The organism is Paenibacillus sp. NPDC058071 (assembly GCF_042885235.1).
Lineage (GTDB): Bacteria > Bacillota > Bacilli > Paenibacillales > Paenibacillaceae > Pristimantibacillus.
In genome coordinates this window covers 1-16,869 of the sequence record NZ_JBHVSK010000012.1, presented here as the reverse complement: position 1 = coordinate 16,869, position 16,869 = coordinate 1, and the positions used below count along the sequence as shown (strand labels likewise).

Genomic DNA, 16,869 nt, shown 5'->3' with positions numbered 1-16,869 from the left:
GACCGTGATGGGCAATCGATTTGGCCGTGATGAGGATCGGGACGCGGTGATCGTGTCGGCGGTGCGAACGGCCGTAGGCAAAGCGAAGAAGGGCGGGTTCGCCGATACACGAGCGGAGGACTTGGGCAAAGCGGTCATTCATGCCGCGCTGGAAAGAACGCCAGGGCTGGCAAGAGAGGAGGTCGAGGACGTTATCCTCGGCTGTGCGATGCCCGAAGGCGAGCAAGGGTTGAACTTTGCGAGAGTCATATCTCTGTATGCGGGGCTGCCGGTTACGACCCCTGCGGTGACGGTTAACCGATTTTGCGCTTCCGGCCTGCAGGCTATCGCCTACGCTGCGGAGCGTATTCGGCTTGGGGAGGCGGAAGTGATCGTGGCAGGGGGCGTAGAGAGCATGAGCCACGTGCCGATGAGCGGCTTCAAGCTGTCGCCTCATCCAAGCATCGTCGATACGATGCCGGAAGTGTATATGGGAATGGGCCATACCGCCGAGGAAGTGGCGAGACGGTACGGCGTCAGCCGGGCGGCCCAGGATGCATTCGCAGCAGCCAGCCATCAGAAGGCGGCAGAAGCGATTCGAAGCGGTCGATTTAAAGATGAGATTGTGCCCGTGACCGCGCGCCGATCCGGTGTAAACGAAGCGGGGCGGCCGTGGGAAAGCACCGCTGTCATCGATACGGACGAAGGAGTGAGGTCGGAGACAACGCCGGAGACGCTAGCTCCTCTGAAGCCGAGCTTCGCCCGCGAAGGCACGGTAACAGCGGGCAATTCTTCGCAAATGAGCGACGGGGCCGCAGCCGTCGTCGTCATGAGCCGCGCGAAAGCGAGGCGGCTGGGGCTAGAACCGCTGGCCGTATTCCGGGCTTATAGCGTAGCCGGGGTGGCGCCGGAGGTGATGGGCATCGGGCCGATTGAGGCGATTCCGAGCGTGCTGTCCAAGTCTGGGCTCGAATTGTCTGAGGTGGATCTGTTTGAAATCAACGAAGCATTTGCTGCGCAATGCGTGCCGGTCGTTGAAGAGCTCGGCATTGACCCGGAGCGGGTTAACGTAAACGGAGGAGCCATCGCGCTTGGACACCCGCTTGGCTGTACCGGTGCGAAGCTGTCGGTTTCGCTGATCCACGAGCTTAGGCGGCGCGGCGGCGGTCTAGGCATCGTATCGATGTGCGTTGGAGGAGGCATGGGCGCGGCGGGCGTTTTTGAAGTATATTCGGCAGCTACGGAAGGAGAAGATCGGCAATGACGACGGAAACGATACGATTCGGCGGCCGTTTTGTCATCGAGGATTCATCGCCGGAGACAACGGCATCGCCGGAGGATTTTAACGAGGAGCAGCTGATGATGGCGCGGGCGGCGGCGGAGTTTGCGGATGGGGAGATTGTTCCGCACGACGAACAGCTCGAAGGGCTCGACTATGGACTGACCGTTAAGCTGATGCGGCAAGCGGGAGAGCTGGGGCTGCTCGGAGCCGATGTGCCCGAAGCGTACGGCGGGCTTGGACTTGATAAGGTAAGTACGACGCTATTGTCGGAAACGTTGGCGCGAGCTTCGTCTTTCGCGTTGTCGGTCGGAGCGCATACGGGAATCGGTACGCTGCCGATTGTTTTTTTCGGAACGCCTGCACAGAAGCGAAAGTACTTGCCAAGGCTGGCGACCGGCGAGCTGATCGCTGCCTATTGCTTGACGGAACCGGCATCCGGCTCGGATGCGCTGGGCGCTAAAACGACGGCAAAGCTGTCCGAGGACGGCACCCATTATATTTTGAACGGCTCAAAGCTTTATATCACAAACGCGGGCTTCGCCGACGTATTTATTGTATACGCGAAGGTCGACGGCGAAGCGTTCACCGCTTTTATCGTAGAACGGAACACGCCTGGCTTCAGCGTTGGGCCGGAAGAGCACAAGATGGGGATTAAGGGATCGTCGACTTGTCCGCTCTATTTCGAGGATGTCGCCGTTCCGGTCGAGCAGGTGCTGGGGGAAATCGGGAAAGGGCATCAGATTGCGTTCAATATTTTGAACATCGGGAGATTCAAGCTGGGGGCGGGCTGTCTTGGGGCGGCCAAGGAAACGATCGAGCTCGCGTCCAAGTATGCGAACACCCGGCAGCAGTTCGGACGCGCAATCTCCTCGTATCCGCTGATCGGAGCGAAGCTGGCCGACATGAATATTCGGACCTATGTGATAGAGAGCATGGTTTACCGAACGGCGGGCTGGATCGATGCGAATTTGCAGACGATGGAAGCGGCGGCCGATTCGCCGGACGCAGGCAAGCTGGCGGCGAAGGCTATTGGCGAGTACGCCATCGAATGCTCGATGGTGAAAGTGTTTGCTTCGGAAGGGCTCGATTTTGTCGCGGACGAAGGGGTGCAAATTCACGGCGGGTACGGCTACATTCGCGAGTACAAGGTGGAGCGGATCTACCGAGATTCGCGGATCAACCGGATTTTTGAAGGAACGAATGAAATTAACCGGATGCTCATACCGGGTACGCTGCTCAAGAAAGCGCTGAAAGGCGAATTGCCGCTGTTTGAAAAAGCGCAGGCGCTGCAAGCGGAGCTGCTCCAACCGATGCCGCTTCCGAGTTTCGCTGAACCGTTGGACAGGGAAGCGTACCGGATCAAGCAGGCGAAAAAAGCGTTTCTCGCGATTGGCGGCTTGGCAGTGCAGAAGCTGGGGACGCGAATCGAGCAGGAACAGGAGGTGCTTTGCGTCCTGTCCGATATGATGATTCAGCTGTTCGCGGCGGAAAGCGCGCTTTTGCGAGCTCGTAAAATAACAGCCGGAGGTTCTGCCGAAAAGGCGGCGAATGCGATCCAGATGACGGAAGTGTTCGTGCAGGAAGCGATGGATCGGATTGAATCGCATGCGAAGCTGGGTATAGCGGCGTTGGAAAAGGGCGACGGGCAGCAAATGCAGCTATCGGTATTGAAAAAGCTGATGCGCGCGCCGGCAGTCGATACAATCGCCATCAAGCGGGAGATCGCCGCCCGGATTATTGCAGGGGAGCACTATATCGTATAGGAGGGGAACGCTCTATGGATCCGTTCAAACCGGAACAACCGCTTGTACCCGAAGATCGGCGGGAGCAGGCCGAGGCTTCGCCTCGTGACGGCTCGCCGCCCCCCCATGCAGAGGAGCGATCGGTCTCCTCGCAGCAGACAGCGTCTATTTCTGCGCTGTCCGAGTCTTTGAGCGAGGCTGCGTCATCCGGCAGTGAACCTGATTCCGGCGAGACTGCGCCGGACGGGATTGCTTCGGTTGCAGCCGAAGATATAGGGAATACAGGAAATCCCGTCATTGAGGAAGAAGGGGCTTCAACGCTGCCAGAGCAGACAGCTGCGAATGTGGAGCCATTGGTTGTGGAGCAGCCTGCTGTCGTGGACGAAGTGACAGCGGGAGAAAATAGCGCCGAACTGGCCGTTGAGGCAGAGGTGCTTGAAGTGTCAGGGGAAGTGGATGCTGAGCCTTTACAGGCAGGGGGCAATGAGGAAGCATTTGTTGAGCCGGCAGCTGAGCCCGCGGAGTTAGCTGGCGATACGGTAACGCAGGCTGCAACTGAAGAAGTGCCTGCAAGTGCGGAAGCTGAGCAGCCGCAGGCTGTAGGTGTGGAGGAAGCTTCTGCAAATGAGGAAGCCGGGCTAACTGAGGCGGCAGAAGAAGAGAAAGCGCCCGCGAGGACTGAAGCCGAGCTGGTTCTAGTTGCAGGGGTGACAGACGCCGAGTTGCAACAGGCAACAACCGAAGAGGAAGCGTCAGCAGATACGGAAGCCGAGCTTCCGCAGGCTTTAGCTGGGGTGGGAGAGTCGGTGAAGATCGAAGTTGAGTTGGTTCAGGTTGCAGTTGAGGAGAAAGCCGAAACGCAACGGACAACAGCCGAAGAGGAAACACCACAAGATGCGGAAGCTGATCATCTACGAGCTGTAAGTAAGGAGGAAGCATCTGCGAGGATTGAAGCCGAGTCGGTTCAGGTTACAGCGGAGGTGGCAGCCGAACCGCCACAGGCAATAGCCGATGAGGAAGCGTCAGCAGAAACAGAAGCCGAGTTAACACAGGCTGTAGGCGAGGAAGAATTACCTGCGGAGGCCGAGAACGAGCCGGTTGCAGTGGATACAGAAGCCGCACCGCCACAGGCAACAGCCGAGGAAGAAGCGTCAGCCGAGGCAAAGGTTGAAACCGAGTCCCCACCGGCAGCGACCGAGGAAGAAGCACCAGCCGAAGCAAAGTCTGAGGCTGAGCCGTCACAAGCTCCGGCCCCAGCCCAGCAACCGGCCGCAGCGTTTTCTGCTTCGCCCGACGCCGAGCCGCATCCAGCACTACCTAAGAAACCTTGGCTCCAACATTACCCGCCGGAGGTGCCGGCTGCGCTGGATTACCCGGAGCATAGCATTTTTCACTTCCTGACGAGGGCGGCGGAGCGATATCCGAATCAGGAAGCGATTCATTTTCTCGGCAAATCGATCAGCTATCGAGCGTTGTACCAAGATGTATGCCGAATGGCGCACGGCTTGGCCGGACTTGGAATACGCAAGGGGGAGCGGGTCGCGATTATGCTGCCCAACTGCCCGCAGGCAGTGACGGCTTATTTCGCTGTGCTGTCGATTGGCGGCATAGCCGTGCAAACTAACCCGCTATATGTTGAAAGAGAACTAGAATATCAGCTCGCGGACAGCGGAGCGGTTGCCATCATTACGGTCGATTTGCTCTATCCACGGCTGTCGCGCGTGCGTGGAGAGCAGCCGGAGGCCGGTCCGACGCCGCAGCTGCGTCATGTTATCGTGACGTCGATCAAGGACGGGCTGCCGTTCCCAAAAAATTTGCTCTATCCAATCAAGCAGCGCAGGGAAGGCTTTCGCGCTGAAATTCCATTCGGCCGTCTTGGAGTGGTTGCCTATCGCAGGCTGCTGGCAGGCCAATCTATTTTGCCGCCAGTTACGGAGACGCAGGCTGACGATCTGGCGCTGCTGCAATATACGGGCGGAACGACCGGTACGCCGAAGGGCGTCATGCTGACGCATCGCAACTTGGTTGCAAATACGGTACAGACGTCGGCGTGGTGCTATAAAGCGAAGGAAGGCGTGGAGAAATTTTTGGCAGCGCTGCCGCTCTTCCATGTATTCGGCTTGACGGTGCTGATGAACATGGCGGTAATGAAGGCAGGCTCTCTTATTTTGCTGCCCAAATTCGAAGCGGAAGCGGTGCTGCATACAATCGGCAAGCTAAAGCCGACGATTTTTCCAGGTGCTCCTACCATGTATGTGGCGTTAATTCATCATCGGGCGGCCGATTCGATCGATTTGTCGTCCATTGAAGTGTGCATCAGCGGCTCGGCGGCTCTCCCGCTTGAGGTACAAGACCGGTTCGAGGCGTTAACGGGCGGCAAGCTGATCGAGGGCTATGGCTTGACTGAATCTTCGCCGGTCACCCACGCTAATCCGATATGGGGCAAGCGTAAAATCGGCACCATTGGATTACCTTTCCCCGATACGGAGGCCGCTATCATGAGCCCGGATGGGAAGCTGCTACCGCCCGGACAGATTGGCGAGCTGGTGCTACGGGGGCCGCAAGTGATGACAGGCTACTGGAACCATCCGGAGGAAACTGCGTATGCGTTAAGAGAAGGCTGGCTTCATACAGGCGACTTGGCTTCGATGGACGAGGAAGGCTACTTCACGATTGTCGATCGCATGAAGGATGTTATTATTGCGGGAGGATTTAACATTTATCCCCGCGAAGTAGAAGAGGTACTGTTTGAACATCCTGCTGTCGTGGAGGCTGCGGCCATCGGCGTCAAGGACGCTTACCGAGGTGAAACGGTCAAGGCGTTTATTGTGCTAAAAGAAGGGCTGCAGGTGAGCGAAGAAGAGCTTGATCGCTGGTGCAGGGAGCGGCTGGCCGCGTTCAAGGTTCCGCATCTGTACGAATTCCGCAGCAGCCTGCCAAAAACGATGGTGGGCAAAGTGCTGAAGCGCAAGCTGACGGAAGAGACCGAGCCGGAGCCGGCTGCGAAACGATAAGATCATGCAAAGGCGGTGTTGCGCTAATGTCGCATGAGGAAACCGAAACCGTTCGACAGCCGGAAGCTGGGCGAAGGAATGCCGCCGAATATTTGGAGCGGCTCTCCGAGGAAGCGCAGGCTTCGTTCTGGGGCGATCTCGGCTGCGAGGTGATTCGAGCGGAAGCGGGCAGAGCGGTGATCGGCTTAATGGCCGAACGGCGCCACATGAATTTGATCGGCATCGTGCACGGCGGCGTTCTTATGTCGATGCTCGATAATGCGATGGGACTTGCGGTGATGCTGTCGTGTACGGAAGAGAAAACTGTTACTGCCCACATGAATACTCACTTTTTGGAAAATGCTAAGAGCGGAAGGATCATCTGCGAAGCAGAAATCATGCATCGTATCGGAAGAACGATCACGTTGCAAGCTTCGGTTAAAGATGAGGAAGGCCGATTAATCGCATGGGGCAGCGGCGCTTATCGTATTTTATCTAAATCAGGTGCAAACGGCGTAGGATAGCTTCTTTTTTCAATGTGATAACGGACTTGTTGAGATAGGTTGTTGAATGTTTTGTGAACGACTGAATTCGATTTCAAAAAAGCCGATAAAAATAATAGGGAAAGGAGGCGGAGATATGGTCGCCAGTTGGATTACTATACTCGTATTAGCGTTCGGAATCTTGGTTGCTGCTGTCGGAGTGACTGCCTTTTTGCGTATGCATAACAAGGAAAAAGGAGTTGCCTCGTCCAGAGCTGCCGTAAATATCCCGCCTCCGGCTAAAGGGCCGTCTGCAAGCCATGAAGAAGAACATCGAAACGTTGACGGCTTTTACGAAAAAAAGTAAATGCCGCTGGAAATAAATTGCATGCTTTTATATTCGAATCGAAAATGTTATAATAGTAAGAAAAATGCAAACATTAAGACTCATTCACTATGGAGTTGCCTGCACCGATGGGGGTTCTTGCGGTGTAAGAGCCGCATCCGTTCTCGGATTTTGTTGTTTAGGACGACCATCCAACGTATAGGGGAGGAGATTTCATGGCGAAGCATAGCCAGAATGAAGTCAAGGAAAGCCTGAAGGAACTTACGAGAATTTTTCAGCCAAAGGACCCGCGGAAATTTGTTCGCGATTATATCCGTAAGTACCGGATTACCGGTGGCTACGAGGATGAGTTGACGATGTTGGTTGAGGATGAGATGGATAAGTTGAACTCCTCTGTGGGTTGATGGTTGCAGTCAAACTTCATAATGTTACCAGCTTTGCGTCCGTGATGTTACGGAGTGCAAAGCTTTTTTGTATTTGTTCAATATTCGGACGCGACCCCGCGTAATGTTCGGCCTTTTCTCCGAATAGGGTGAAACAGAGGAGGGATACCTAACATGACGCTTATACTGAAATCCAAAAACGAGATGAAATCAATTCGAAGGGCTGGACAAATTTTGTCCGCCTGCCACAAAGCGATCGCAAGACGAATTTCCCCCGGCGTGACGACGTTTGAAATCGACCGCTTCGCCGAACGCTTTCTGCTGGATAACGGCGCCGTCCTTGCTCAAAAAGGCGAAAAAGGTTACCCGTATACGATTAGCGCGTCGGTGAACGAGGTCGTCTACTATGGTTTCCCAGATAGGGCTCCGTTATCGCAGGGCGATGTCGTCACGATTGAAGTTGCGGCTGAAGTAAACGGAGCAAGGGCGATTTCGGCATGGACATACGCCATTGGCGTCCCGGCCAAAGAGGCTGCCCATTTGCTTAAGACAGCTAAGCTGGCGTTGAATCGCGGCGTAATGGAAGCAAAGCCCGGAAATCGGCTGAGCGATATTGTTAGGGCGATACAGCAGTCCGCGGAGGAGACCGGTTACCGCGTTGCCGCCGATTTTGTCCGCCACGGTGCGAGCGCATGGCTTCATGATATCGGCCTGGAGGGAGAGAAAGGAGCGACCGGATTGGAGTCGAAACTGCGGGAAGGTATGATCGTGACGATTGGACCGATTTTGACGGCTGGCGTACCAAGCGTGCTGATTGCCCCGGACGGCAGGGCCGCGCGGACGATTGACGGGAGCTTGACGGCGCAATTTGAGCATACGGTTGCCGTTACCGGTGAGGGTCCGGTCATTTTGACGAAATAAACAGTTTGCGGAAGAGGCCGTGCGTTCGCAACTCAACGCGCGGCCAGGCACGCTTTTTACATAATCTTAAAGAACAATTTAACAGTGGACAAATAATCGCTTCTTACACTTGAGGGAATCCAACCCTTAGTCAGGAGTGATTCGATTTTGAAAAGCACGGTAAAAAAAACGACGGCTGTCTTGCTGGCAGCACAGCTTGCTCTTGGAACATTCGCGGGGAGTATCGTTACGGCAGCCCCAGGCCCTGATCTCACGGCCGGTACGCCATACTTGCCGAACGGGCAATACAATACAGACGTTCCGCATATTTTGATTCACCAGGTGTACGGGTCGGGCTTGACGTCGGCATCCGATGCTTTCTCCTCGCACGGCTTTATTGAGCTGTTTAATCCAACGGACAGCGACATCGATTTGAGCGGCTGGGCGCTGCACTATGCTGACCGCGGCAACAAGGAAAAGACGGGTCCGACCGGCGATTGGCAGAAGCTCAATCTGCAAGGCGAGATCAAAGCGAAGTCCTCCTATTTGGTAAGAGCCCGTGCCACTGGCACAGTCGGCGCTAGGGTCGATTTGACGTCGAAGAAGGATTTGGATTGGGATACGCGGTTTATCAACAATAAAGGGATGAAAGTCGTCCTGACGAGCAATCAGTTGGATATCTCTAACCAAGTGAAAAATCCGTTTGAGACGATGGTGCCCGGTTATGTCGATATGATCGGCACGGGCAGCAACGACGAAGGCAGTGATATTGACGGTTATGAATCGGACTATCCAACCGGTTCGGCAGAAGGCACGTCGAAGAAAAAATCGATTCGCCGCGTCGATTTCAAAGACACTGACCACAACAAAGCGGATTTCAAACAGGTGGATTACGAAGCGGTCACGAATGCCGAGCTAGCCGTACTTAGCCCGAAAGCGGGCTCCGATGGCGCATGGGCGGTACAGCCCGATCCGCTGGCGATTCAAACGGCATCGCTGCCGAACGCCTATACCGATCAAGCATACCAGACTTCTATTGTCGCGAAAGGCGGAAAAGCGCCATATACCTACGAGGCGAACGGACTCCCTCAAGGACTCAGCATGACGACGGATGGGGTCATTAGCGGAACGCCGAGAACGGCTGAGACTGGTGTTAAAGTTAACGTTACAGTAACGGACAGCACGTATCCAACCGCATGGACCGCTTCCCAGAGCCTGACGTTGAACGTGCAGGCATTCCGCCCAAATATTGACGATACGCTGGCGATCACGAAGATCGGCGGGTACTCGGTCGGAAGTACAAACGCCGATGGAGGCGTGGCGGAAATTGTGAAGTTTAACAAAGATAACGGGAAATTTTATCTCGTTAATGGTTCGGCCAACCCGCCGACCCTCGATATTGTAAGCCTTGGCAACGGCAAGGGCGATCTGCAAAAGGAAAAGAGCGTGTTCGTCCGCGATTTGGCGGAAACGAACGGCAGCTTTACGTTTGGCGATTTGACGAGTGTTGATGTAAACACGGCGACAAAACGAATTTACGTTGCAGTGCAAGAGAATGATCGGAAGAAGGCTGGTAAAATTTTAGCGCTGGACTACTCCGGCAATTTGGTGACCGAATATGCGGCTGGCGTTCAGCCGGATATGATTAAATCGACGCCTGACGGCAGATACGTGATGACGGCGGATGAAGCCGAGCCGAACAACGGAGTCGACGACCCGCCGGGCAGCGTAACAATCGTTGACACGCAATTGGGTACGAGCGTCCAGGTGTATTTCGACGACGAATCGGTAATCAGCGACAATGTTCATATCCGGGGAGCGGTAGATCCGGCGGACGGGATGATTAAAGGCAAAGGCACCAAAGCGGATGCTTATTATGATCTGGAGCCGGAATATATTGCGCTCTCTGCGGATTATAAAAAGGCTTACGTCAGCTTGCAAGAAAACAATGCGATTGCGACGATCGATATCGCTTCGAAAAAAGTGCTGTCGGTCGATGGACTCGGATTCAAAGATTTTAATGCCGCCGCAAATGCCCTCGATGTACGGGAAGACGGGGCTGTGCTGCTGGAAAATGTGCCGTTCAAAGGAGTTTATATGCCGGACGGCATCGCTACTCACCAAATTAACGGCAAAACCTATTTGTTCACGGCGAATGAAGGGGATGCAACCGAGTGGCCGAACCGTGTAAATATTAGCACGATAGGAAAATTGAAAGGACAGCTCGACCCGGCTTCCGAAGCTTATGCTTTCTTGAACGGCAAGGATCAGTACAATGCCGTTGAAGTGTTGGCGGACATGGGTAATGACGGCATTTACATGCTGGGCGGCAGATCGTTCTCAATCTGGGATACAGATACGATGGAACAGGTCTACGACAGTGGAAACGACTTTGAAACGATTACCGGCCAGCGTTTGCCGGCGTTTTTCAACGCCAGCCATAGCAAGGTGGCCATAGACGACCGCAGTACGAAGAAAGGTCCGGAGCCGGAGGATATTAAAACCGGCGAGGTGGGCAACCATGTCTTTGCTTTTGTCGGTCTCGAGAGAGTTGGCGGGATTATGACCTATGACGTGACTGATCCGGCGTCGCCTGCCTTCGTAAACTACACGAATACGCGGGAGTTTCTCAACAGCCAAGGAAAAGTGAATTTGGATACGGACACGGGACCGGAAGGACTTGAGTTCATTTCGGCAGCGGACAGCCCGACTGGATTGCCATTGCTGCTGGTTGCATTCGAGGTAGGCGGCAAAGTGGCTGTCTATCAATTGGAGACGACAAAAGTGACGCTCGATCGCACTGCGCTTTCTCTCGCGGCAGGTGGAACGTCCACTAAGCTGAATGCTGTCGTCGAGCCGATTAAAGGCGGAGCAGCGACAGTAACCTGGTCCAGTTCGGACGCATCTGTTGCCGCAGTTGATGCGGATGGCACGGTTCGTCCGCTGAAAGAGGGCAAAACGGTCATCAAAGCGATTAGCTCCGATGGGTACGGCAGCGCGGAAGCAGTCGTGACCGTTGCTGCTGCTCCGGGCGGTGGCGGCACGCCGACACCGACGCCAACACCGTCAGCAACACCGACACCGACGCCGTCGCCAGGCTCGACACCGACACCGACGCCATCGTCGACACCAGGGTCAGGCTCGACGCCTACACCATCGACGCCGGCACCGTCTGCAACGCCGAAGCCAACAGCTACACCGTCGACAACACCAGCGCCAACGCAATCGCCTGTACCGTCATCGACACCGAAGCCGACTGCGTCGCCTGGACAAGGCGGCTCGAGCTTTACCGACGTTAACGGCCATTGGGCGAAGGACGCTATCGGCAAGCTGGCAGCGGCAGGCATTCTCCAAGGACAGCCGGACGGCAGCTTTAAGCCGGATAACCGGATGACGCGGGCAGAGTATATGGCAGTTCTGTATAGATTGATTGGACTGCAAGGAAGCACTGCACCAGGAAGCGGCTTCAAAGATGTACCGGCAGGCGCTTGGTACAGCGTCTATGTGAATGCTTTGACATCGGAAGGCATTGCAGGCGGCTTCTCGGACGGAAGCTTCCGTCCGAATAAAGAGCTTACGCGCGAGGAAGCTTTCGTCCTCCTGTACCGCGCAGTGAAGGATCAGCTGCCTTCCGGCGGCAGCAAGCAGCCATTCACCGACAATGGAGATATTTCGGGTTGGGCGCGCGAAGCCATTGAGGCACTAGCTCAAGCGGGAATTATTCAAGGCGGTTCGGATGGCAAGCTGAATCCGAAGAAGACGATCACGCGAGCGGAAATTGCGAAGATCGCGGCTTATTTTGTGAAGTAGGCAAGAGGGGTTGCCGTTTTAAAGAAGCAGCACGGAACGAAGGGGCTTTTGATAGCGAGAAAAACATCCCGTTTCACGGTTTAATGTGGAGCGGGATGTTTTTTTGCATATAAACAGATGGTTCTCTAAGATCAGACTGAGCTGACCCGCCTAACTCTACTGGTTGCACGCATGCCTTCGGTTAATCTGATAATGATCGCTGTCGCAGTATTTATTCGACGAGGGTCGACCGCCGAAGTGTGATCGAGCGCCGTCGTAGTATCGAGAGGTACGCGTGGTGCGGGAATAAGGGAAAGTAACTGTATTCTTGGTACATTCTCCTAGCGTGCGCCTAACTTTGGTGTGCATGCCGCAGAGGCAGTTATCAATAACTGCTTTATTGCAGTTATTTCCTCGACTTTGAGCGGAACAGAGGAGAATAACTGCTTTTTTGCAGTTATTTCAAGCTTCTAGTTGCCTGATGCAATGTATCAAGAAAAATAACTGCCATATTGCAGTTATTTCCTCGGATTTGACCGGAGCAGGGGAGAATAACTGCTTATTTGCAGTTATTTCAAGCTTCAGGTTGCCTGATGCAATGTATCAAGAATAATAACTGCTTTATTGCAGTTATTTCCTCGGATTTGACCGGAACAGGGAAGAATAACTGCTTTTTTGCAGTTATTTCAAGCATTCACCTGCCGTTTGCGTTCACACCATAGGCAATAACTGCTTTATTGCAGTTATTGCCTCGCTTCTCACGGGAAGTAGGGAGAATAACTGCCTTTTAGCATCTATTCCATGAAGACAGCTGGGTTTCGTACAAGAAGCGGAGACGCTATTTATGCGCCCGACCGAGGAAATTAGAGGCTTCTTGCCGAGCTAACTTTGTTTTTAGAGGTACGGTATTGATTAGCGGCTCTCGAATCTGACACAATGGAATCATACAAACCAATTTTGCTAACGACTCAAGCTGGAGGCACAGGTCTTCCTGAATGCGGATTTGATAGTTGAAATCGAAACCGAGAATGCAAAAGTATCGGTTAAACCGCTGCCAGAAAAAAATAATAAAGGAAGTGAATCCAATGCCATTAGATGCTTTTACGAAGAAACGGATTGAGAAAATTATGGACGAGTATGCAGGATCAAAATTCCCTAAACATTTAAGCAATCAGATAAGGATCAGCTATAAAATCAGAGGAAACAACGTTACTCTTTGTGAAGAAAGGCCAGCGTACATAGGCGATGGTTGGACACAGCTTGATGTCGCTCAGTTCCGATTGGCAGACTCCAAATGGTTGGTGTACTGGAGAGATAGTAAGGATAAATGGCATCTAATTGAAGATATCGAACCAAGCGAGGATTTTCAAAAACAATTAGCAATCGTTGACAAAAACGAAATAGGGATATTTTGGTATTGAAGCGTAGGATTGGCTCTTGACGATCCGATTAATGCCGGTTTATCTTAAATGCATCATTCGTTTGTCCAAATGATTCATATAGATGTCCGAATTACACATGTTCGATCGGGGCACAAACTGCTATACTAACCTCATTGGGAATGATTATCATTATAAATAAAGGGGTAATAGCATGAAGAAGTTCCGTTCCTTTCGGCTAGCAATTCTTATCATGGCCGTAGGGTTAGTTCTAGCGGCTTGTGGAAATTCGGGCAGCAATGAAGGCAGCAATAAGGGCAGCAATCAAGGCGGCGAGAACGCGCCAGCCGAGACGAAAGCAGAAACCCGTATGTGGACCGACGGCATCGGCCGCGAAGTGGAGATTCCCGTTAAACCGCAGCGTATTATTACGACGCAATATTTGCCGGAAATGCTGGCTCTCGATGTGAAGCCAATCGGCGCGGCTAAACACTTGCTGACAAACTTTGCATCTGTGGAAGGTAAAATCGATGGTGTCGAAGATTTGGGCTCCGTTAACGAGTTTAATGTGGAAAAAGCCCTTGTATTAAATCCAGATCTTATCATAGCAATGGAAGGCAATGATGAGCTCATCAGCAAGCTGAGCAAGATCGCGCCGACTGTCGTTGTGAAGTGGGATCAAAAAGATGCGTTTGAACATTTGAAGGATACGGCCGATGTGCTGGGTATTCCTGAAAAAGCAGAGAAATGGATTGCTGATTACAATCAAAAAGTAGAACAAACAAAAGAAAAGCTGAAATCGGTCGTTTCCCCGGATGAAACGTTTGGCGCTGTCGTGATCGGCGGTTTTAAAGATAAGCAGCTTCGCGTCTACGCGGACCAGAATGTAGGCTATACCTTGTTCAAGGCATTGGATTTTCCAATGACAGATGCCGTTAAGAAGGAATGGGAGAAAGAAGCGCGCCCATTAGGCATGGATATCTCGATGGAAATGCTGCCGCAATTCGCTTCCGCTGACCGCCTGTTCGTCGTACAGTTCGATAACGGTCCTGAATTTTTGAAACAGGTTTTGGAAAGCAGCCTTTGGAAAGATCTCCCTGCGGTGAAAAACAACAAGGTGTATACGCTGCAAAATGCGCTTTGGTTCCCGCTGGACGTGCTTTCTCTCGATCAACAATTGGATGATGCGGTTAAATTACTGACACAGTAGCAAGCGAACGGGCTAAAGGAGTTTCTAGGTATGGTGCTGCATCATGTATATGTATGGACAGATATTTCTCTGCTAACAGAAGGGGAATATCGTTGTTCCGACTCGCCAGCGTTGCTCTTGCCGATAGGAGGCAAGGCCGGCTGGCGGGTAAACGGACAGACAACAGAAAATATGATGGCAGACGCCTATGTGCTGCCCGCTCATTCCGCAATGAGCTTCGAGAACGCTTCAGGGAATCCCTGGAGCGCTTTTCTCATTTCTTTTAAAAGCATTGCAGTAACAAATGAGGAACAACGCAGCGATACGTTGGCTGCCGATGAGGTAATGGAGCTCTATACGGCTTCACTAGGCAGCATGATCGGACTTGCAGAACAGCTCTATCAAGGTCGTGATGCTGCGAATGAAACAGAAGCGTATAAGCTGCACGCGCTTTTTCAGAAGATCATGCATTTGGCGCTGGAGGCTGTCGCGGCAAGCGAAGAGAGTGATTACGGAGCGGTTCTGGCGGTAAAGAAAAGCATTGCCCATATTCAGAATGCGTTTGCCGAGCCGATTCAATATGCTGATTTAGCGAGAAATTGCGGTCTATCCCCGAGGCACTATTCGCGAATTTTTCGGAAGCTGACGGGTATGAGTCCGGTGAATTATATTATTCAAAGCCGAATAATCGAGGCCAAGAGACTGCTAAGCACCGCTTCGGAACCTATACAGCAGGTTGCGATTAAAAGCGGGTTTAGCGATCCGTTTCATTTCAGCCGCACCTTTAAGCGCCATGTAGGGCTGTCTCCCCGGCTTTATGTCAATCTTCATAGAGAACAAAGCCGTGTTGCCGTTTCGCAGTATTTGGGCGAGCTTTTGGCGATTGGCGTTAAACCGGTAGGCGCTCCTAAGCTATTGTTGTCTGGAAAATATGTTCGTCATCTGGTGGAGGGAGTTGCTGAAACCGGCAGCACGGTGGTGAGTCCGGACATGGATCGATTGAAGGGACTGGAGCCTGATGCGATCTTTACTTTTGACGGTCACCACTACGATCAATACAGCCAAATTGCACCAACCTTGAATGTTCCATGGTCTCAGCCAGCTTTTCACCGCTTCAAGCTTATCGCCTCGCTGCTGGGAAGGGATCGTCAGGCTGACGACTGGATCCAGCGCTATGAGAGTCAGGTTCATCAAGTGCAGCGTCAGTTGAAAGAGCGGCTTGGTCAGGAGAGGACGGTTTCTTTTTGGTACATTAGAGAGTTTCCGAATAAATTCGATGTGTATTACGAGCGGGAAATGATGTACAACGATCTTGGACTGAATCCTCCGCCTGCCGTTCAGCGAGCGAAAAAAGAACAGCCGCTGCTTCCTTTTAAGCAAAGTAAGGATGTAACGGAAATGCCGCTTTACGCGGGAGACCATATGTTTGTTGTGGTGGACAGGAAAGCAAGGAAGCTGTTTGATCAGCTGCGCAAAGGACAGGTATGGCGTAATTTGCCCGCCGTGCAGGCAGGGCGCGTATACGTGATGACGACGGATTGGCTGTTTGTTGATCCTATATCAAGATTGGGACATCTTAGAGAGCTGCCAGAGATTTTGAAGGATTAACGGCACAAAACCGAAATCAGTGCATGACTATAAGTGAGGGGAAGCGCTGCGGGTCAGAGGGTTCTTCCGATCGCCATTAAAGCCTGATTCCTTTGTTTGATAGAGGTTTGGGGTAGGAATCTGGCTTTAAAAGCGACCACTATCGTTTCTCCAGAATCCCTCTGACCCTTCGCTCCACTCAACTTTTCCGTCAAGCACTGATTTTTAAGTTTGTGCCTAATTAACGAAGAGAATGTAATGAAATTGGAAAGCCAAAGGGGCTGTCCCAAAAGTCATAAAAGACTGAGGGACGCCCCTTTTTCATATTGTCAAACAAAAAGAAACCGTTTCTTGGTAAAATGGAGGTACCACCCAACCAAATACCAAAGGAGACGGTTTCTTTGTACATTCAATATACCATGGATCAACTCTACTTACCAATGGATTTAGAAGAAGACATCCCCGCCAACCACCTCGTTCGCGTGATCAATGCTGCTGTCAATCGTCTCGACGACGCCATCTTCGACGTGGCCTATCCCGGAGGCGGACGAGACAGTTATCACCCCAAGATGCTCACCAAAATTATCATATACGCCTACTCGCAGCGCATTTACTCTTCCCGTCAAATCGCCAAAGCGGTTCGTGAGAATATCATGTTCATGTGGCTCGCTGGCAGGCAACGCCCAGACTTCCGAGCCTTGAATCGGTTTCGCTCCGAACGGGTGAAAGACGTCCTGGAGACCGTCTTTACGGGTGTCCTTCAATTTCTCGCCGAGGAAAAATATGTGAAGCTCGATCATTACTTTGTCGACGGTACG

General features: G+C 52.7%; 12 protein-coding genes. All 12 read left to right on the top strand.

Annotated elements, in window-relative coordinates; translation table 11 throughout:
* The first annotated feature begins 7 nt into the window (after positions 1-7).
* Positions 8-1,243 carry an acetyl-CoA C-acyltransferase gene (locus tag ACFVTB_RS19170; protein WP_387752595.1) on the top strand — a complete coding sequence of 412 codons (1,236 nt, stop codon included), beginning with the start codon at positions 8-10 and terminating at the stop codon, positions 1,241-1,243.
* Positions 1,240-3,024 (top strand): acyl-CoA dehydrogenase family protein, encoded by a 1,785-nt coding sequence (locus ACFVTB_RS19165; RefSeq protein WP_387752592.1) that lies wholly within the window; start codon positions 1,240-1,242, stop codon positions 3,022-3,024. Before ACFVTB_RS19170 ends, ACFVTB_RS19165 begins: the two co-directional genes overlap by 4 nt.
* A 1,331-nt stretch (positions 3,025-4,355) precedes the next feature.
* Entirely contained in the window at positions 4,356-6,017 is a 1,662-nt protein-coding gene (locus ACFVTB_RS19160; protein ID WP_387752888.1) for a long-chain-fatty-acid--CoA ligase, read from the top strand.
* 26 nt (positions 6,018-6,043) lie between these two features.
* Positions 6,044-6,520: a PaaI family thioesterase gene (locus ACFVTB_RS19155; protein ID WP_387752589.1), complete on the top strand. Its 477-nt coding sequence runs from the start codon at positions 6,044-6,046 to the stop codon at positions 6,518-6,520.
* Between the two features lie 115 nt (positions 6,521-6,635).
* The gene (locus tag ACFVTB_RS19150) at positions 6,636-6,845 is read left to right on the top strand and encodes a hypothetical protein (protein ID WP_387752586.1); all 210 of its coding nucleotides are present in this window, start codon (positions 6,636-6,638) and stop codon (positions 6,843-6,845) included.
* A gap of 194 nt (positions 6,846-7,039) precedes the next feature.
* The gene (locus ACFVTB_RS19145) at positions 7,040-7,228 is read left to right on the top strand and encodes a hypothetical protein (RefSeq protein WP_042168109.1); all 189 of its coding nucleotides are present in this window, start codon (positions 7,040-7,042) and stop codon (positions 7,226-7,228) included.
* Positions 7,229-7,381: 153 nt separating this feature from the next.
* On the top strand, positions 7,382-8,128 hold the full coding sequence (gene map / locus ACFVTB_RS19140) for a type I methionyl aminopeptidase (protein ID WP_387752584.1): 747 nt from the start codon (positions 7,382-7,384) through the stop codon (positions 8,126-8,128).
* A 147-nt stretch (positions 8,129-8,275) separates the two neighbouring features.
* Positions 8,276-11,917 (top strand): choice-of-anchor I family protein, encoded by a 3,642-nt coding sequence (locus ACFVTB_RS19135; RefSeq protein WP_387752581.1) that lies wholly within the window; start codon positions 8,276-8,278, stop codon positions 11,915-11,917.
* A gap of 1,064 nt (positions 11,918-12,981) precedes the next feature.
* Entirely contained in the window at positions 12,982-13,317 is a 336-nt protein-coding gene (locus ACFVTB_RS19130) for a DUF3024 domain-containing protein (protein WP_387752578.1), read from the top strand.
* Between the two features lie 172 nt (positions 13,318-13,489).
* Positions 13,490-14,485, top strand: a complete 996-nt coding sequence (locus tag ACFVTB_RS19125) for an ABC transporter substrate-binding protein (protein ID WP_387752576.1) — start codon at positions 13,490-13,492, stop codon at positions 14,483-14,485.
* A 30-nt stretch (positions 14,486-14,515) separates the two neighbouring features.
* Positions 14,516-16,072 carry a helix-turn-helix domain-containing protein gene (locus ACFVTB_RS19120; RefSeq protein WP_387752574.1) on the top strand — a complete coding sequence of 519 codons (1,557 nt, stop codon included), beginning with the start codon at positions 14,516-14,518 and terminating at the stop codon, positions 16,070-16,072.
* 380 nt (positions 16,073-16,452) lie between these two features.
* Positions 16,453-16,869 (top strand): transposase (locus ACFVTB_RS19115; protein WP_483875116.1); only part of this gene is annotated, 417 nt, incomplete at its 3' end.